The sequence below is a fragment of the Opacimonas viscosa genome, from assembly GCF_024199005.1.
Lineage (GTDB): Bacteria > Pseudomonadota > Gammaproteobacteria > Enterobacterales > Alteromonadaceae > Opacimonas > Opacimonas viscosa.
Genome location: NZ_JANATA010000009.1, coordinates 84,425 through 100,026, shown reverse-complemented (window position 1 = coordinate 100,026; position 15,602 = coordinate 84,425). Strand labels below are relative to the sequence as shown.

The following is a 15,602-nucleotide window of genomic DNA, read 5'->3' as shown; positions in this document are numbered from 1 at the left end:
CAGGCGCTAAAAATAGACCCAATGTAATAGGCTTAACACAATACTTGAATATACAAAGGAAACAGGTAAGCCAATTTTGACAAAGTCTTTGTAGAGGTATTGCCCAGCATTGTGCACCAGTAGATTCGTTTGATAACCATATGGGGAAATAAAACTAGCACTTGCAGCAAACGCTACCGCCAGCGCAAAAGGCATAACTGGTGCGTTTAACGCACTGATGACCGCCCAGGCAAAAGGAAACATTAACGCCGCCGCTGCATTATTGGTGACAAATTCAGTCAGTAACAGCGTGATAATATAAATGATAATTAACGCCATAAACGGTGAGCTTTGTAATAAAACAGGAGCCAATGTGTCGGTTAAAACAGCCGTTAAACCAGAGGACGTGAGGGCTGAGGAGAGCGATAATGCGCCTACGATGACGAGCATTAAATTCAAAGGAAGGCCTCGTTTTACCTCGGAGTAAGAGGTCACATTTAACAATAACAAGAGTGCCAAAAAGAAGATGAGTCCATAAATGAGCGGCAAGATCCCCAGCGCCGCTAGGGCGATAGTCAGCCCAAAACCCGCGATGGTTAGGCCATCTTGCACCCCTGATAATTTACGCGCAATACGTTGTTCGGACACGATAAAAAAGTGTTTGGTGATGTTGTTGCGTTGCGTAAAATCAGGTCCGGTTGCCAACAGGAGAAAATCACCCGTTTGTAACGTCAGCTCACCTAACTTACCTGACAAGGTCTCACCATCTCGACGAATCGCGACCACAGCAGCATCAAATAATGCTCTAAATCCGACTTGTTTGAGTGTTTTACCGATAATCGATGAGCGGTTTGAAATCACCACTTCGGTGAGTTCCGATTGCATTAAACCATCGTTTTCAGCAAATAAGCTCAGGCCTTTAATATGTGACAAAGCATCCACTTTTTGTACATTGCCATTGAAAATGAGTTTATCGCCGGGTTGAATAATCTCATCGGGACACACCGGAGCAAGCTTGGTGTCGTTGCGTATGATTTCGACGAGGAATAATTCAGGTAAATTACGCAGGTGATTTTCTTCTATACTTTTGCCAATGAGTTCAGAGTCTAAGCTAACTTCTGCCTCTAATAAGTACACATTATGCATTGCATTGTCGGTTTGATAAGACGGGAGTAACCCTTTGCAACAATACAACACAACGCCACTGATGATACCTGCGGTTAGACCAAAGAGAGTAAAATCAAAAAAAGCAAAACCAGTATGGCCATATTCTAATAAAAAACTATCTACAATCAGGTTGGTTGAGGTACCAATTAGGGTGACCGTTCCACCTAAAATAGCGGCATAGGAAAGGGGGATCAATAATTTAGATGCCGCGTGGTGCTGATTTTGTTTCACCGGCCCAATCAGGCTAGCAACCACAGCGGTATTATTTAAAAACGCAGATGCGATAAAAGAAATACCAAATAAGCGCCAAAAAGATTGCTGGTAATTATGGGTTACCAGTTTGCGAGCTACGCGTTTGAGCAAGGCGGTTTTATCAATGGCCGCACTGACCAACAACAGCAGTATCAGCGTAATTAAACCTTGGTTAGTCGCATTGGCTAAAACGGTCTCAATGCTAATCGTTTGGCTGACTAAAAGTGCCAGAATAGTTAGGGAAAACACCATGGAAGGGCGGTATCGGCTAAATATTAATGCACCAATAGTCAGCAAAAATATTCCTAAGACCACTATCTGTTGGAAGGCCACAGTGTTTTCCTATTTCTATTTAGATTATTTAAGTTGCGTGATATCCACAGCACCCCAATGCGGGAAGTGTTTTCTCACCAACGCATTGAACTCAACTTCAAATTCACTATAAGCATGTTGGTTCGCCGAGGCTTTTTCATTTTTATCGAGGATCATACCCGCACCTACGGTGGCATTGGTTAATCTATCAATAATGATATAAGCACCAGTTTGACGATTACGCGTGTAGGCATCACAAGCAACAGATTGGGTCAATTTAATATCGACTTTAGCAATCTCATTTAATTGTAAGTGCGCACTAGAGGTCTGCTCGAGTGTATTGACATCAATTAAATAATCGATATTGGTGACAGAGCCTGCGACTTTTTGAGTGGCAAATTTGAAATTATATTGCTTGTTCGGGATTAACGCGGCTTCATCCATCCACACTAGGTGAGAAGTAAACTCAGTCCCTTGCAAAGGCTGGTTATCAGATTTGACAATCATGTCACCCCGAGAAATATCAATTTCATCCTCTAGTGTGATGGTGACCGCAGATTGTGGACCTGCCGATGTGAGCTCACCATCAAATGTCACAATCGATTTTACTGTAGATGACTTACCAGAAGGTAAGGTCGTGACTGCATCACCCACAGCAATTTCACCAGAGACGACAGTGCCAGCAAAGCCACGGAAATTTAGGTGAGGACGATTGACGTATTGCACAGGGAAGCGAAAATCTGCACTGTTGACCGAACGGTCAATCTGAATCGTTTCCAGCATCGTCATCAGTGTCGTACCTGTATACCACGGGGTGTTTTCACTTAAGTTCACCACGTTATCACCCTCTAAGGCCGATAAGGGAATAAACTGGATATTAGTAATGGATAAGTTTTCGGCAAATGTTAAGTAATCCGCTTTGATGGTTTCGTACACGCTTTGTGAGTAATCCATCAAGTCCATTTTATTCACCGCAACCACTACGTTTTTAATTCCCAACAAAGAGGTTAAAAATGAATGACGCTTGGTTTGGGTTTTTACGCCTTCACGGGCGTCGACCAGAATAATCGCTACGTCACATGTCGATGCGCCAGTTACCATGTTACGCGTATATTGCTCGTGTCCTGGGGTGTCGGCAATGATAAATTTGCGCTTGTCAGTCGAAAAATAACGATAGGCAACATCAATCGTGATACCTTGTTCGCGTTGTGATTGTAAGCCGTCTACCAATAAAGCCAGATCAACTTTTTCACCGGTCGTCCCCACTTTTTTGGAGTCATTGGTAATCGCTGCCAGTTGGTCTTCATAGATCATTTTCGAGTCATGTAACAAACGCCCAATGAGGGTACTTTTACCATCATCAACCGAGCCACACGTTAGAAAACGGAGCATATCTTTTTGTTCATGCTGCGCTAGGTAGCCATGAATATCTGTTTCAAGTAAGGAATTTTTGATTTCCATGATTTAACAACTCACTAAGAAAAAAGGATTTAAAACGGAATCTTTTTGATTGTAGGTCAGACTCGGTAAACGTTCAGGAGAGCTCGCTCCAAGAGGGATGTCATCCTCCAATAGCTCAGTCACTCGAGCGCCTGCAGCCAGTGCGACAGCATGTGCAGCACCGGTATCCCATTCGCTGGTGGGGCCTAAACGAGGATAAAAATGTGCTTCGCCCGTTGCCACTAAACAGAGTTTCAAAGAACTCCCCATCGCGACCATTTCAGTGGGCTTATCTAACGCATCTAAGAACAACTGGGTTTGTGGTGATGTATGTGAACGTGACCCCACTACCTTATAGATATCCGCAGCTGCTTTGTCTGCAGCAGTAATTGGGTGTTTGCCACTCGCGTTTAGCTCAAACGCACCATGCTCGGCGACACCGACAAAAGTACGGTTTAACACTGGGGCAAAAACCACGCCTAAGACGGGCACACCATTTTGTACCAAGGCGATATTCACGGTGAATTCCCCGTTCTTTTTAATGAACTCCTTGGTGCCATCCAACGGGTCGACTAACCAATATTCAGACCAAGTTTGGCGTGTCGTCCAAGGAATATCTGCCGACTCCTCGGATAAAATAGGAATATCACCTAAGGCTGTTAAGCCATCTACAATGACATTATGAGCCGCAAGATCGGCCTCGGTTAAAGGACTGGTGTCGGTCTTGGTATAGACGGCAAAGTCTTTGGCATAGATATCGAGTATTTTTTGGCCTGCCGCATGTGCCAGCTCCACAATATCAGAACTGATGTTGGACAACTCTATGCTATTTAGCATTACAATAGTCCTTGTGCAGTCAGGGCATTATATAAACGCGTTACCGTGTCAGTTGCACTTTCATCAGCGACATAATCCAGCTGTATTTCTGGTGCCTGTGGTGCCTCATAAGCCGAATCTATCCCAGTGAAATGGGGAATATCACCCGCTCGAGCTTTTTTGTACAAGCCTTTTGGATCGCGTGCTTCACACACATCCAGTGGGGTATCAATAAACACTTCGATAAATTCTGCTGCACCTAAGATTTGTCGGCAGTAATCACGGTCCGCTCTAAATGGAGAGATAAACGCAGTCAAAACAATAGTCCCTGCATCGACAAAAAGTTTTGCGACTTCCGAAATGCGACGAATGTTTTCGACACGGTCTTTATCACTAAAACCTAAATCACCACACAACCCGTGGCGGACATTGTCACCATCTAACAAGTAGGTGTGTTTCCCTTCTGCGACAAGTTTTTGTTCGAGTAAATTAGCGATAGTCGACTTGCCCGAACCAGACAGTCCGGTTAGCCATATCACGCGTGCTTGTTGATTTTTCTGCTCAGCACGGACGTCTTTGTTGACGGCATATTCGTGCCATACAATATTATCTGACATTAGAAGTATCCTTCCATTTTCTTCTTCTCCATAGAGCCACTCGAGTCGTGGTCAATGACGCGTCCTTGGCGTTCAGATGTGGTGGTCAACAACATCTCTTGAATAACTTCTGGTAAGGTGTCAGCGGTAGACTCGACGGCACCGGTCAATGGGTAACAACCGAGTGTCCTAAAACGCACGGATTTTTGCATTGGGACTTCACCTGGCTCTAATGGCATTCTGTCATCATCGACCATAAATAATACGCCATCACGCTCTACCACAGGTCTTGGTTTAGCTAGGTATAACGAGGGAATTTCAATGTTTTCTAAATAGATGTACTGCCAGATATCAAGTTCTGTCCAATTCGACATCGGGAAGACGCGGATACTTTCGCCTTTATTGACTTGTGAGTTATAAATATTCCACAATTCTGGGCGTTGGTTTTTGGGGTCCCAGCGGTGATTTTGATCACGGAAGGAATACACACGTTCTTTGGCCCGAGATTTTTCTTCATCTCGACGTGCGCCACCAAATGCAGCATCAAATTGATATTTGTCTAAAGCTTGTTTTAAAGCGACGGTTTTCATGATGTCAGTGTGTTTTGCACTGCCATGAGAGAATGGGCCTACGCCCGCGTCGATACCTTCTTGGTTCGTGTGCACCAGTAGGTCCAAATCGTGTTTTTTGGCCATTTGGTCACGAAACTCAATCATTTCTCTAAATTTCCATGTGGTATCGACATGTAATAAAGGAAATGGAATACGGCCTGGGGCAAATGCTTTACGTGCTAGGTGCAGCAACACTGAAGAGTCTTTACCAACAGAATACAGCATGACAGGGTTATCAAATTCAGCTGCGACTTCACGAAAGATATGGATACTCTCGGCTTCGAGTTGTTTTAGGTGGGTTACTGTGTCAGTCATTACCTATGGGTTCCATGGTTATATTCTAAATAATTCTATATCTAGAACATTAACATCTACTGTCTGAGATGTTTAATGTCTTTTTGGTATTAATAAGTTTACAAAGATCTAGATATCTTGGTGTTACCGAGATCTTTGTAAACCACTGAGAAGTGAGGACTGACTCAATGGGGATCATTTGAGTCAATCATTGTATATCGGGAGTTAAGCCTCTTCTTTGAGTTTTTTTACCACGGTATTGAAGGTGTTTTGCATTTGGGGATCGTTTGTTTGGTCTAACTGACTCACAAGATAAATGGCACCAATGTTCGCGATAAACCCTGGTACGATAGCATACAGTGATGCATTTAAAACCTCTCCAGCAAAAGGCACATACAACCACACTAGCGTGACAACAGTGCCACTGAGCATGCCTGCAATAGCGCCTAAACGGGTCATTTTAGACCAATATAAACCGCATAAAATAACCGGACCAAACGCTGCGCCAAATCCTGCCCATGCATTACTAACTAGACCTAGGATAGATTGGTTTTCACCCATGGCTAAGATAATCGCGAGGATTGCCACACCCAGGACCGCTAAACGGCTAATCAAGACTAATTGCTTATCAGTGGCATCTTGATTTAAGAGGGCTTCGTAAATATCTGAGACCAGTGAACTCGATGTCACCAGTAGTTGAGAGGAAATGGTACTCATAATTGCCGCTAAGATTGCAGCAAGTAAAAAACCCGCGATAAGAGGATGAAATAAAACTTGTGACAACACGACAAAAATCGTTTCTGGATCTGCCAAAGTCATGGGATTTGCCGCAACATATGCCATCCCAAATAACCCAGTAGATAAAGCACCAACCAAGGCCAGGATCATCCATGACATACCCACTTTTCGTGCTATAGGCATATCCTTAACTGAGCGAATTGCCATAAAACGCACAATAATATGTGGTTGGCCAAAATATCCAAGCCCCCAAGCCATTAAGGAAATGATCCCCAGAACAGTCAAACTCTCGGAACTACCGACAGCGTTGAACAAAGAGAAATAGGCAGGGTCGATCGCTGAAATGCTCTGCATCGTCGCAGTGATGCCACCTAGTTCAAACATAACCACTGTCGGTACCAGGATCAGGGCGATGAACATTAAACAGCCTTGGACAAAGTCGGTTAAACTGACGGCCATAAAACCGCCAAACAAGGTATAAGTTACGACCACGCCAGCAGTGATATAGAGGCCAAGTTCATAATTTAGGCCAAAAGAAGACTCAAATAACTTTCCGCCTGCAACTAATCCTGAGGAAGTATACAAAGTAAAAAATACGATAATCACAATGGCCGAAACGATCCGTAAAATATGTGAGGTATCGTTGAAGCGTTCGGCGAAAAAGTCAGGGATCGTAATTGCGTTATTCGCAACTTCGGTATACACCCGTAAACGAGGGGCAACATACAAATAATTACACCAAGCCCCTATGACTAAACCAATAGCGATCCAAGATGCAGATAAACCACTGACATACATGGCACCGGGTAAGCCCATAAGCATCCAACCACTCATATCAGAAGCGCCAGCAGATAAGGCTACCACCGCAGGTGACAGTTTACGTCCACCTAATAAATAACCTTCAACATCCTCTTCTGTATTGCGATAGGCAAATAAACCAATCCCTAACATGACAATGAAATAAAGACCGAGGGAGATATACACACTAGATAACATAATTGTCCACGCTTTTTGTTGTTATATATAAAGACGTAAACAGTGTAACAACCCTTATCTAAACAGTAAAATGTAAAAGTGCTTAGTCATGTATGGTAAATTTTAAATGTGCTTTTACTTGGGCTTTTAATGACTGTACCGTTTCTGCCACTTCCCCCATCACCAGTACTTTTGCATCCGCAAAATCAATGGTCGCTGCTGTACTAGCTGTGGTAGGCACACCATCTAACGTGGTATTTTTAGGTAAAATAAATAAGGAAGTTGGATTTTCTTTATTGCCGACCATAACATGCAGCGATCTGACCCCATCCAACGAGCAAAAATTCACAGATAAAACCTTGCCCACAGAGGCATTTAGCACGCCGTGTAAAGATGCAAGTTTCGCGTTGATATCCGCTAGGGTGACTTCACCTGCATCAGCCAGTTCGTGCTCTGCCGCATGTTGAATATGGGCCAGTGCATCTTGATACAAATTCAAGTCATTCGATTGGGTGTTGATCATAAATACGCTCACGGCCAACATGATGCTAGCAGCTGCCGCAAGGTACCATGGTTGTCCTGTCTTTTCTTTAGTGCTGGATTCGCTTACCTCAGCCCCAGTATTTCTGATTGTTGGCGCAGAACGTGAAGTGTGTTGTAGTGACGTATTAGACTGCTCGGTTTTGTCTTCTTGAGCTTGGGTATGCCACAGTAACTTATCCGCCAAATCAACCGGAACGGGGACGCTGAGTATGTCTTTTAGCGCGAGTTCTTGTTGTTTGAGCGTTAACCAAAACTTTGCGAGTTCGGGATTGTTTTGCGCTGCGCTAACAATTTCCGGAGCATTCGTGGTCGGGTCGGCAAGCACTGCGCGACGAAATGTTAAATCATCCATTAGCTTGTCCTTGTAAGTCAGTTGGGTTCATGATGTTTTTGAGCTGATTTCGCGCACGAAACAGGCGCGTCATCACTGTGTTTTTATTCAAATCTAAAATATCGCTGATTTCTTCTCCGGTATAACCAAAGAGAGATTGGAGTATTAACGGTTCTTTGTACTCATCTTCTAATTGATGAATGGCTGCTGTTAACTCTCGATGTTGAGCATGTGCGTTACTGGTTGCATTGGGATCAGGTGTCGCGACATCGTCAATATCGACCACGTCAAGTTGTTTGCGTTCGAAGCGTCGTGCATTCTCTCGCCGCAAAATAGTGATCAGCCAAGCTTTGGCTGCCTTTTCGTCTTGCAAAGCATCCAATGATTTCCAAGCGCGCAAAAACGTTTCCTGAACCACGTCTTCAGCAATCGAGGGATCTTTGATTAACCAAACCGCATAGCGGTAAATATCGGCATGAAAAGCGCGGACTAAGCGTTCGTATTGTGTATGTTTTGTGTGCATAACAGAATAGACCTGACTCGACTGAAAAAAATTTCAACAAGACAGGATATTGTTCCTTGTTGTGAGCATACCTAATCCATCGGCATGTGTTAGAAAATATTAAAAAGGGATAACGAATGTGTCGACACAAGTGCGACAGAATCCTTATCCCTTGATACTTAGAATTACTGCTGTGCTATCCAGGTATTAATTTTTTCTTCTAATAAAGACAGTGGTACAGGACCATCTTTTAAAATTTCATCATGGAAGCCACGAATATCAAAATCATCACCTAATTCGACTTGGGCTTTAGCGCGTAGCTCCATGATTTTGAGTTTACCGATCATATACGCGGTCGCTTGTCCTGGCATTGCGATATATCGCTCGATTGCTTTTATAGCATCATATTCAGCGTTCGGCGTATTTTCTACCAAATAAGCAATCGCCTCTTCACGGGTCCATTTTTTGGCATGTAAACCGGTATCAACAACTAAGCGACAGGCGCGCCATAATTCCATCGCTAAACGGCCAAAGTCGGAGTAGGGATCTGTATAGAACCCCATATCTTTGCCTAGTTCTTCTGTATACAAGCCCCAGCCTTCGGTATAAGCGGTAAAACTAGCGTATTTTTGAAACTCAGGAATACCCTCCAGTTCTTGGGCTATGGCGCGTTGCATGTGATGCCCAGGGATCCCCTCGTGATATGCCAGCGCTTCCATTTGATAGGACGGCATGGCACTCATATCGTACAAGTTCGCATAATAAATTCCGGGTCTAGATCCGTCATTAGCTGGGGATTGATAAAAGGCTTTACCGGCAGATTTTTCGCGGAAAGCTTCGACGCGTTTAATGACCATTGGGGCTTTGGGGGTTAAACCAAAATACTCTGGGATTTTTGCTTCCATGGCATCAATATAAGCCTTTGCATCAGCCATATAATCTGCTCGCCCAGCATCTGTTGCTGGATAATAAAATTGGGGATCGGTGCGCATAAACACAAAAAACTCAGCTAAGTCGCCACTAAAATTTACTTGTTGCATAATGTCACGCATAGCGTTGTGAATACGTGCGACGTTATCCAGACCAATCTGATGGACTTCTTCGGCATTGAGTTCTGTTGTGGTGAACCAGTTTAAGCGATTTTGGTACCACTTATCACCGTCTGGTAAACGCCAAACACCATCGCCAGCTGGACTAAACAAACGTTGTTTGGTCAGTTCAGCAATCATTTTTTCATAAGCAGGCAGCACACTGGTCAATAAAGCATTTTCTGCTCGGGTTAAGTAACTTTGGGTACTGGCATCATCTAAATCCAATGTTTGCACTTTTTTCTTGAAGTCAGCCCAAATCGTTGAGTCAGCTTCGTCTTTGGTAAAAGGGTAGCCTGTAATGACATTTTGCGAGGCCTGGATCATTTGGTCATAAGACCATTTTGGTGGAAAAACACCTAGTTTTTCACGGATACGCAGTTGGTCAATGACTTGGTCAAACATCGGGGCAACCCCATGTAATCGTTGGATATAAGCTGCTGCGTCACTTTCTTCGCTCACACGATGAATGTTAATTAAGAAACTCGGTACCAGAGTATGAAACGCCCTGAACTGATGCATGATGTATGTGTGATGTCTAAATTCATCATTCGCTAAACGACGTTCAATATCTAAGGTGAAAATATCTAAACTGATATTTTCCGTAGGGGTTAGTTGGGTCCGGTCAAATGCTTTGGCTTGGACTAAACGTGCTTGTAACGTTGCGATATTGGCATCGGTTGCTGCATCTGACATGTCATCCCATTTGTCATAATCGTCTTTGATACCTAGATAAGACTGGCGCAAAGGGGAGTTAGCAACATCTTCAGCAAACGTTGCTGCAAAAAAATCAGCTAAACGCGTACTTTCATTTTGTACTTGGGCAGAAGATGCTGTCGTTGTATTGGCTTGCTGGGCTGTGTTGTTGGCATCAGTGCACCCACTAAGGCCCAGTGTAATCCCTAGAGCTAAGGCACTCAATGATAATTTGTTGGACGAACGTGAAAGCATGTTATTTCCTTTTTTGTTATTGTTTTAATGTTTTGTATCAAGTTTACACCACTTAACCTAGCCATTTATTATTGACTACTTAGCCCAATGTTTAGGTATCGGGATAAAGAGGTTGTAAATGGTGTGCTGTTTTTTGTTGTAAAGCTTTGCGATGCTCTACCACCCATTGCGTTAACTGTTGCCGCAAGACCTGAGCTTGTTGGTCACTCTCAGCGCTACCATAGCGGCTTTCATAATAGCTCGCAACCCACTCACTAAAACTCTGGTCACAGATGATTTGAGTATATTGAGTCAAGCGAGGCCGGGCAGGATACCAGCAGTTTAACCAATCTCTGAGCAAGTTATCTAATTGTGCGGAGTTTTGTTGTTTTAACGCATCTAATAAGTGTTTAAATACTGTTTTTTCATTATCTTTTTGTGCATTATGCGCAGCCTGACTCTGTTGTTCTGAGGCGGTAGTAACAGAATATTTGCGTAAATACCAGACATGAACAGCCCACGCTAGAGCAAGAACAGCCGTCAAAATCTGCCAAATCCATACCTGCTGAGAGCCATTTTCAGGAACTTGCGATAGTGTTTGCTCTGCGGATTGTTTAAGACTAGGTTCTGCAACATTTGCGGGCTCTGCTGTACTTGGTTGAGAGGGTAAAGGTGTCTGAGCAGGCGCTGAGCTAGCGGCATTAGGTTGGACCGTAATGCTTTGCGCAGGGAGTTTCGCAAATTCAGTTTGTTGCGTCAGAGTATTGAACCAAGGAATGCTGATTTCAGGTAACACAAAAGTACCGGCACGACTGGGGACTAAGGCGATATTTTCTACGCGTTGAGCAATCAGAGTACCGTCTTTGTTGACAGAGGTAATCTGGGGTTGGTCAGGGTAAGCTTTAATACTCGGAGGTAAGCGGTCTGGGAAACCAGGTAATACGGATTCATCGACGCCCAACACACTTAAAGTAATCGTGCGCGTGATGGGTTCACCAACGGTCAATTTGTCCAGTGCACTGGACCACTCTTCATTGATTTGCACAAACTCACTCGGTAACCATGAACCTGTGAAACCCTCTGGGATCGGTAACACTGATATGGTTACTTCTGGACCAATTTGGTTTACGGGTTTACTAGGGTTAAATAAACCGCCAAAACTGCCGCGATTACGGGTACGAATATTCCCTTCAAAAATCGGGCTGGGTAAAGTTAACTCACCTGAGGTTTGTGGGATCACCGAATACTGCCGAGTGACGACCCGATAGCGTTTACCGTTTTGAATCGTAGTCGCTTCGCTATCTTCTCCTAATTGTTCCATCACTGCGCCGCTTATCGTGGGCACTTGTAAAGAACCGCGCTCTAATTCGACGGCTAAGTGCAGTTTAACGGTATACGTCAGTTGCTGTTGTACATAGGCATCTTGGGGCGTGACTTCGGCAGTAATAAATATATCACGGGTTTCTTGTTGGCTTTGTTGTGATACCGGCACAACTAACACATCAATGGGATCAGAGCTGATACTATTGATGGTAATCGCTGGGATACGTAAACGCCCAGTTCGTCTGGGAAACAAAATAGTCGTCCAAGTGGTGGTTACAGACCGCGTGAGGTTGATAATTTGTGTCTGCGAACTGACCGAGGTGCGAATCACCTTAAAATCATTTTCCAAAATAGAGGGATCGAAATCATTGCGTTGCATGCTGTCATTGGCCACTACCGTTAATGTAATTGACTCATCTGCCATCGCAGGATTTTTATCGACTGTCGCAGTAATGGTATCTAGTGCGAGTGCATGTAAGCTACACAACCCTAATACTAGCCATAACACTACATATAACACAGCAGTGAGTGATTTGCGCAAAGCGCTTGGGAATACTTGGGTAATATGGGATTTCATGGTTAAACAATTCATCAATCTACCAATCCTTCTTCGAGTTTTTTGGCATACGTTGCCGCTGACGTTTTTGATATTCCAATTGCATTTTACGTTGCAATAAATACCCTGGGTCATCTGGTATTTTGTTTATCAGGCTTTGCATTTTTTGTTGTTGTTCTAACTCTTCAGGCGTCAGTTCAGCTGGTTGAGCTGACTGCATTTGCTCATCTTGGTCAGGTCGTTCTGGTCCATCAGGTTGAGCTTCAGCATGGTTCTCAGTACTGTCTTTAGATTCTTCTTCTGCCGGAGTCTGTGCATTTTCCTCAGCAGATTCATTGGTCTGTGAGTTGTTTTCGGTGGACTCTGCTGGCGAGGGTGCATCATCCTGTTGGGCAGAGTCAGCAGCGGACTCGTTACTGTCTTGCTTATCTGCACTTTGGTTTTCATTGTTTGCGTCAGAGTTATCTCCCGAGTCGTCTGACTGTGAGTTCTCATCAGCGCTATCTCCCGCATCGTCTGACTGCGAACTCTCATCAGCGCTATCTCCCGAATCATCTGATTGGGCGTTTTCATCTTGGTTTTGTTGCTGATTTTGCTCGGGTGGCGGCTGTTGTTCCAAAAATAACTCTAAGGCCTCTTTGGACTCCTGCGCTTGGACCATGTCAGGTTGTCCTGCCAAGGCTTGTTCGTAGGCGTTTAGTGCCGCTTCATACTGTTGCATGGCAGCGAGTGCATTGCCTTGGTTAAACGCACCTTGAGGACTTGTGTCTTTTTTGAATTCGCGCAAGGCGCCCGCGTAATCTCCCTTTTGATACAAGGTATTACCCAACCATTGGGGATCAGAAAATAACTGCTGTGCCGTGGCAAAATCTTGCTCTTTATATGCATTTAATGCTTGTTGTTGCTGATTCTGCAACGCTTTAGGTAAGAAACTCAAGGGATTTTGTACCGCTAATGTTTGGGCCACATTGGGTGGTGGCACCGTCATTTGTGCATGACTGACGCTACTCAATACACTACCTGTGAGTAACAGGGCGCTCAGCATAATGGTCGCCAGCACAGGACTCGCTAAAGCGATACATGCTATGCTAAACAAATATCCGCTACGACAGTACCACAGAATCATCAATACGATAGGTAACAGCAGGTACGGACCTAGTTCATACCACTTATCGTTTTGTAGATTGGTGTCTTCGTTGACCGAACTTGCAGCATCGCTTAATGCAGCGACGAGTCGCTCAATATCTACCTCGTTGGGTTCGAGGTAGGTAAATGTCCCGCCACCCACAGAACTCAACGTGCGCAGAGGTGCCGAGTCGACCTTAGGGATGACAATCGCTCCGCTATTGTCTTTGAGTAACTGTCCATTGAGTTGTTTTATGGGGGCACCAGATGCTGTGCCAACTGCCATCACCGACACTGTGAAAGGCAGCTTGCGCAACGCCGAAGTCAGTTCAGGTACTTGCCCATAATCTACACCATCCGTGAACCAAATGATATTTCCTGACTGATATCCAGCTTGTGTTAGTAAATCTGCAGCCACTGCAAAACCCAGTAAGGGATCGCTGCCATACTCAGGCATAATCTCTGGTTGTAAACTGGGGATCAAGGTCGTTAAATTTTTCCCATCAGCGGTAATGGGGCTAATGACAAATGCGTCTCCAGCATAAGCAACCAGACCAATTTCACCACCAGGGTTGGCATTAATAAAATCAATGGCTTTGAATCGTGCACGTGCTAATCGATTCGGTTTTAAATCGGTCGCTCGCATGGATAAAGACATATCCATTAGAAGTACCGTACCCACTTGCACTTGATAAGTAGGTTGGGGGATTTGTTTGACCGTTGGCCCGGCAAGCGCTAGGACGAGTAAACCCAACGCAACCCACAACGGTCTTAGCGATGTTTGCTTGTGGTGGGTGTGTTGCGTATGGCCTTGGGTTAAAAATTGATACATGACCGGAGATAACACATCGGTGATATTGATTTGTTGAGTGCTGAGTCGACGCAATCCCCAAAGTAGTAAAAACATCGGGATCAACGCTAACAACCACAGCGGACGTAAAAAATGAAAAGCAGCAAAATACTCGACTAGATTCATACAGCTAACCTTAAATTTAATCTGTTTTGCAACAATAATAAAATGACATAAACGCACCACAAACCGAAGCTGGCTCCGCCAAAATAATAAAATAAGCTAGTTTGGGGGCGAATGGTTTGCGTTTCATCAGCAATTGGCTCAATGCGATTTAACAACGCATAAATGTTGGCTAACTCTTCGGTATCACGGGCACGAAAATATTGACCGCCGGTGGCTTTGGCCAGTTCACTGAGCAACTTTTCATCTAGCTCAGCAGAAGGGTTTATTTGTCTTTGCCCAAATAGGCTATTCACCATCATGCTATCCGCTCCGACACCAATCGGATAAATCGTGACTTCTTCACTCATGGCTAGTTCCAATGCTTGTTCAGGAGTGATATTGCCTGCGGTGTTCTGCCCATCTGTCAAAAGAATTAATACTTTTTTGGTATCCGGTTTGGCATTGTAGCGTTTTACCGCCAGACCGATAGCATCACCAATAGCGGTAGACTCACCCACTAATCCAATCACCGTTTCATCTAATAATGTGGCTACGGTGTTGCGGTCAAAGGTTAGCGGAGCTTGGAGATATGCCGTGTCGGCAAATAAAATTAAACCTAGACGATCGCCAACTCGTTGCTGAATAAATTCTGATAAGACCGATTTTACCATGACTAAACGGTCAACTTCTTGATTGTTGATGCGCATGTCTTTGGTTTGCATTGATCCTGATAAATCGACCGCAATCATTAAATCTCGACCTTCATTCGGAATAGCGATTGGTTCACCATAATAGACAGGACGCATGGTCGCGATGACCAAACAGCACCATATCACAGTAAAGAAAAGCCATTTTAGCCACTTTGTTTGTGGTACCTGTCGATGGACTTGCGTTGAAATATTCGCAAAAGTTGGCATAAAGACCGCTTTTGCTCTAGTAGGTTCTGTAGTGCGAGATCTGAATAAGAATAGGATGAATGGTAATGGTAGCAAAGCTACAGCATACCACCAGGCAAAGGACAGATTTTGTAAGAAATCAGGTAACCAAGGGGCGATATGTTGGCTCATGG

The 15,602-nt window shown here is 44.2% G+C and carries 12 protein-coding genes; all 12 read right to left on the bottom strand.

All coding sequences use genetic code 11. From position 1 onward, the window contains the following. Window positions 1-6 precede the first annotated feature (6 nt). The gene (locus NLF92_RS06800) at window positions 7-1,731 is read right to left on the bottom strand and encodes an SLC13 family permease (RefSeq protein WP_254100125.1); all 1,725 of its coding nucleotides are present in this window, start codon (window positions 1,729-1,731) and stop codon (window positions 7-9) included. 24 nt (window positions 1,732-1,755) lie between these two features. Next, window positions 1,756-3,171, bottom strand: coding sequence for a sulfate adenylyltransferase subunit CysN (gene cysN / locus NLF92_RS06795; protein WP_254100123.1), 1,416 nt, complete (start codon window positions 3,169-3,171; stop codon window positions 1,756-1,758). Between the two features lie 3 nt (window positions 3,172-3,174). Beyond that, entirely contained in the window at window positions 3,175-3,987 is an 813-nt protein-coding gene (gene cysQ, locus NLF92_RS06790; RefSeq protein ID WP_254100121.1) for a 3'(2'),5'-bisphosphate nucleotidase CysQ, read from the bottom strand. Next, window positions 3,987-4,583: an adenylyl-sulfate kinase gene (gene cysC / locus NLF92_RS06785; protein WP_254100119.1), complete on the bottom strand. Its 597-nt coding sequence runs from the start codon at window positions 4,581-4,583 to the stop codon at window positions 3,987-3,989. The genes cysQ and cysC overlap by 1 nt, the downstream gene beginning before the upstream one ends. Continuing rightward, the gene (gene cysD / locus NLF92_RS06780) at window positions 4,583-5,488 is read right to left on the bottom strand and encodes a sulfate adenylyltransferase subunit CysD (protein ID WP_254100117.1); all 906 of its coding nucleotides are present in this window, start codon (window positions 5,486-5,488) and stop codon (window positions 4,583-4,585) included. Before cysD ends, cysC begins: the two co-directional genes overlap by 1 nt. Window positions 5,489-5,692: 204 nt before the next feature. After that, the gene (gene putP / locus NLF92_RS06775) at window positions 5,693-7,201 is read right to left on the bottom strand and encodes a sodium/proline symporter PutP (RefSeq protein WP_254100115.1); all 1,509 of its coding nucleotides are present in this window, start codon (window positions 7,199-7,201) and stop codon (window positions 5,693-5,695) included. A gap of 82 nt (window positions 7,202-7,283) precedes the next feature. Then, on the bottom strand, window positions 7,284-8,075 hold the full coding sequence (locus NLF92_RS06770; protein ID WP_254100113.1) for a DUF3379 family protein: 792 nt from the start codon (window positions 8,073-8,075) through the stop codon (window positions 7,284-7,286). Then, entirely contained in the window at window positions 8,068-8,577 is a 510-nt protein-coding gene (locus NLF92_RS06765) for a sigma-70 family RNA polymerase sigma factor (RefSeq protein ID WP_254100111.1), read from the bottom strand. Before NLF92_RS06765 ends, NLF92_RS06770 begins: the two co-directional genes overlap by 8 nt. A 164-nt stretch (window positions 8,578-8,741) precedes the next feature. Continuing rightward, window positions 8,742-10,595, bottom strand: coding sequence for a DUF885 domain-containing protein (locus tag NLF92_RS06760; protein WP_254100109.1), 1,854 nt, complete (start codon window positions 10,593-10,595; stop codon window positions 8,742-8,744). A 91-nt stretch (window positions 10,596-10,686) separates the two neighbouring features. After that, complete coding sequence (locus NLF92_RS06755; protein WP_254100155.1) at window positions 10,687-12,489, bottom strand: BatD family protein; 1,803 nt, start codon at window positions 12,487-12,489, stop codon at window positions 10,687-10,689. A 4-nt stretch (window positions 12,490-12,493) separates the two neighbouring features. Then, complete coding sequence (locus NLF92_RS06750) at window positions 12,494-14,554, bottom strand: vWA domain-containing protein (protein ID WP_254100107.1); 2,061 nt, start codon at window positions 14,552-14,554, stop codon at window positions 12,494-12,496. Beyond that, window positions 14,551-15,600: a vWA domain-containing protein gene (locus NLF92_RS06745; protein ID WP_254100105.1), complete on the bottom strand. Its 1,050-nt coding sequence runs from the start codon at window positions 15,598-15,600 to the stop codon at window positions 14,551-14,553. The genes NLF92_RS06750 and NLF92_RS06745 overlap by 4 nt, the downstream gene beginning before the upstream one ends. Window positions 15,601-15,602 lie beyond the last annotated feature (2 nt).

Excerpts from the sequence above, each read along its gene's own strand:
- NLF92_RS06760 (WP_254100109.1), bottom strand. The coding sequence starts at position 10,595 with ATGCTTTCACGTTCGTCCAACAAATTATCATTGAGTGCCTTAGCTCTA.
- putP (WP_254100115.1), bottom strand. The coding sequence starts at position 7,201 with ATGTTATCTAGTGTGTATATCTCCCTCGGTCTTTATTTCATTGTCATG.
- NLF92_RS06745 (WP_254100105.1), bottom strand. The coding sequence starts at position 15,600 with ATGAGCCAACATATCGCCCCTTGGTTACCTGATTTCTTACAAAATCTG.
- NLF92_RS06755 (WP_254100155.1), bottom strand. The coding sequence starts at position 12,489 with ATGAATTGTTTAACCATGAAATCCCATATTACCCAAGTATTCCCAAGC.
- NLF92_RS06750 (WP_254100107.1), bottom strand. The coding sequence starts at position 14,554 with ATGAATCTAGTCGAGTATTTTGCTGCTTTTCATTTTTTACGTCCGCTG.
- cysC (WP_254100119.1), bottom strand. The coding sequence starts at position 4,583 with ATGTCAGATAATATTGTATGGCACGAATATGCCGTCAACAAAGACGTC.
- NLF92_RS06765 (WP_254100111.1), bottom strand. The coding sequence starts at position 8,577 with ATGCACACAAAACATACACAATACGAACGCTTAGTCCGCGCTTTTCAT.
- cysQ (WP_254100121.1), bottom strand. The coding sequence starts at position 3,987 with ATGCTAAATAGCATAGAGTTGTCCAACATCAGTTCTGATATTGTGGAG.
- NLF92_RS06770 (WP_254100113.1), bottom strand. The coding sequence starts at position 8,075 with ATGGATGATTTAACATTTCGTCGCGCAGTGCTTGCCGACCCGACCACG.
- cysN (WP_254100123.1), bottom strand. The coding sequence starts at position 3,171 with ATGGAAATCAAAAATTCCTTACTTGAAACAGATATTCATGGCTACCTA.
- cysD (WP_254100117.1), bottom strand. The coding sequence starts at position 5,488 with ATGACTGACACAGTAACCCACCTAAAACAACTCGAAGCCGAGAGTATC.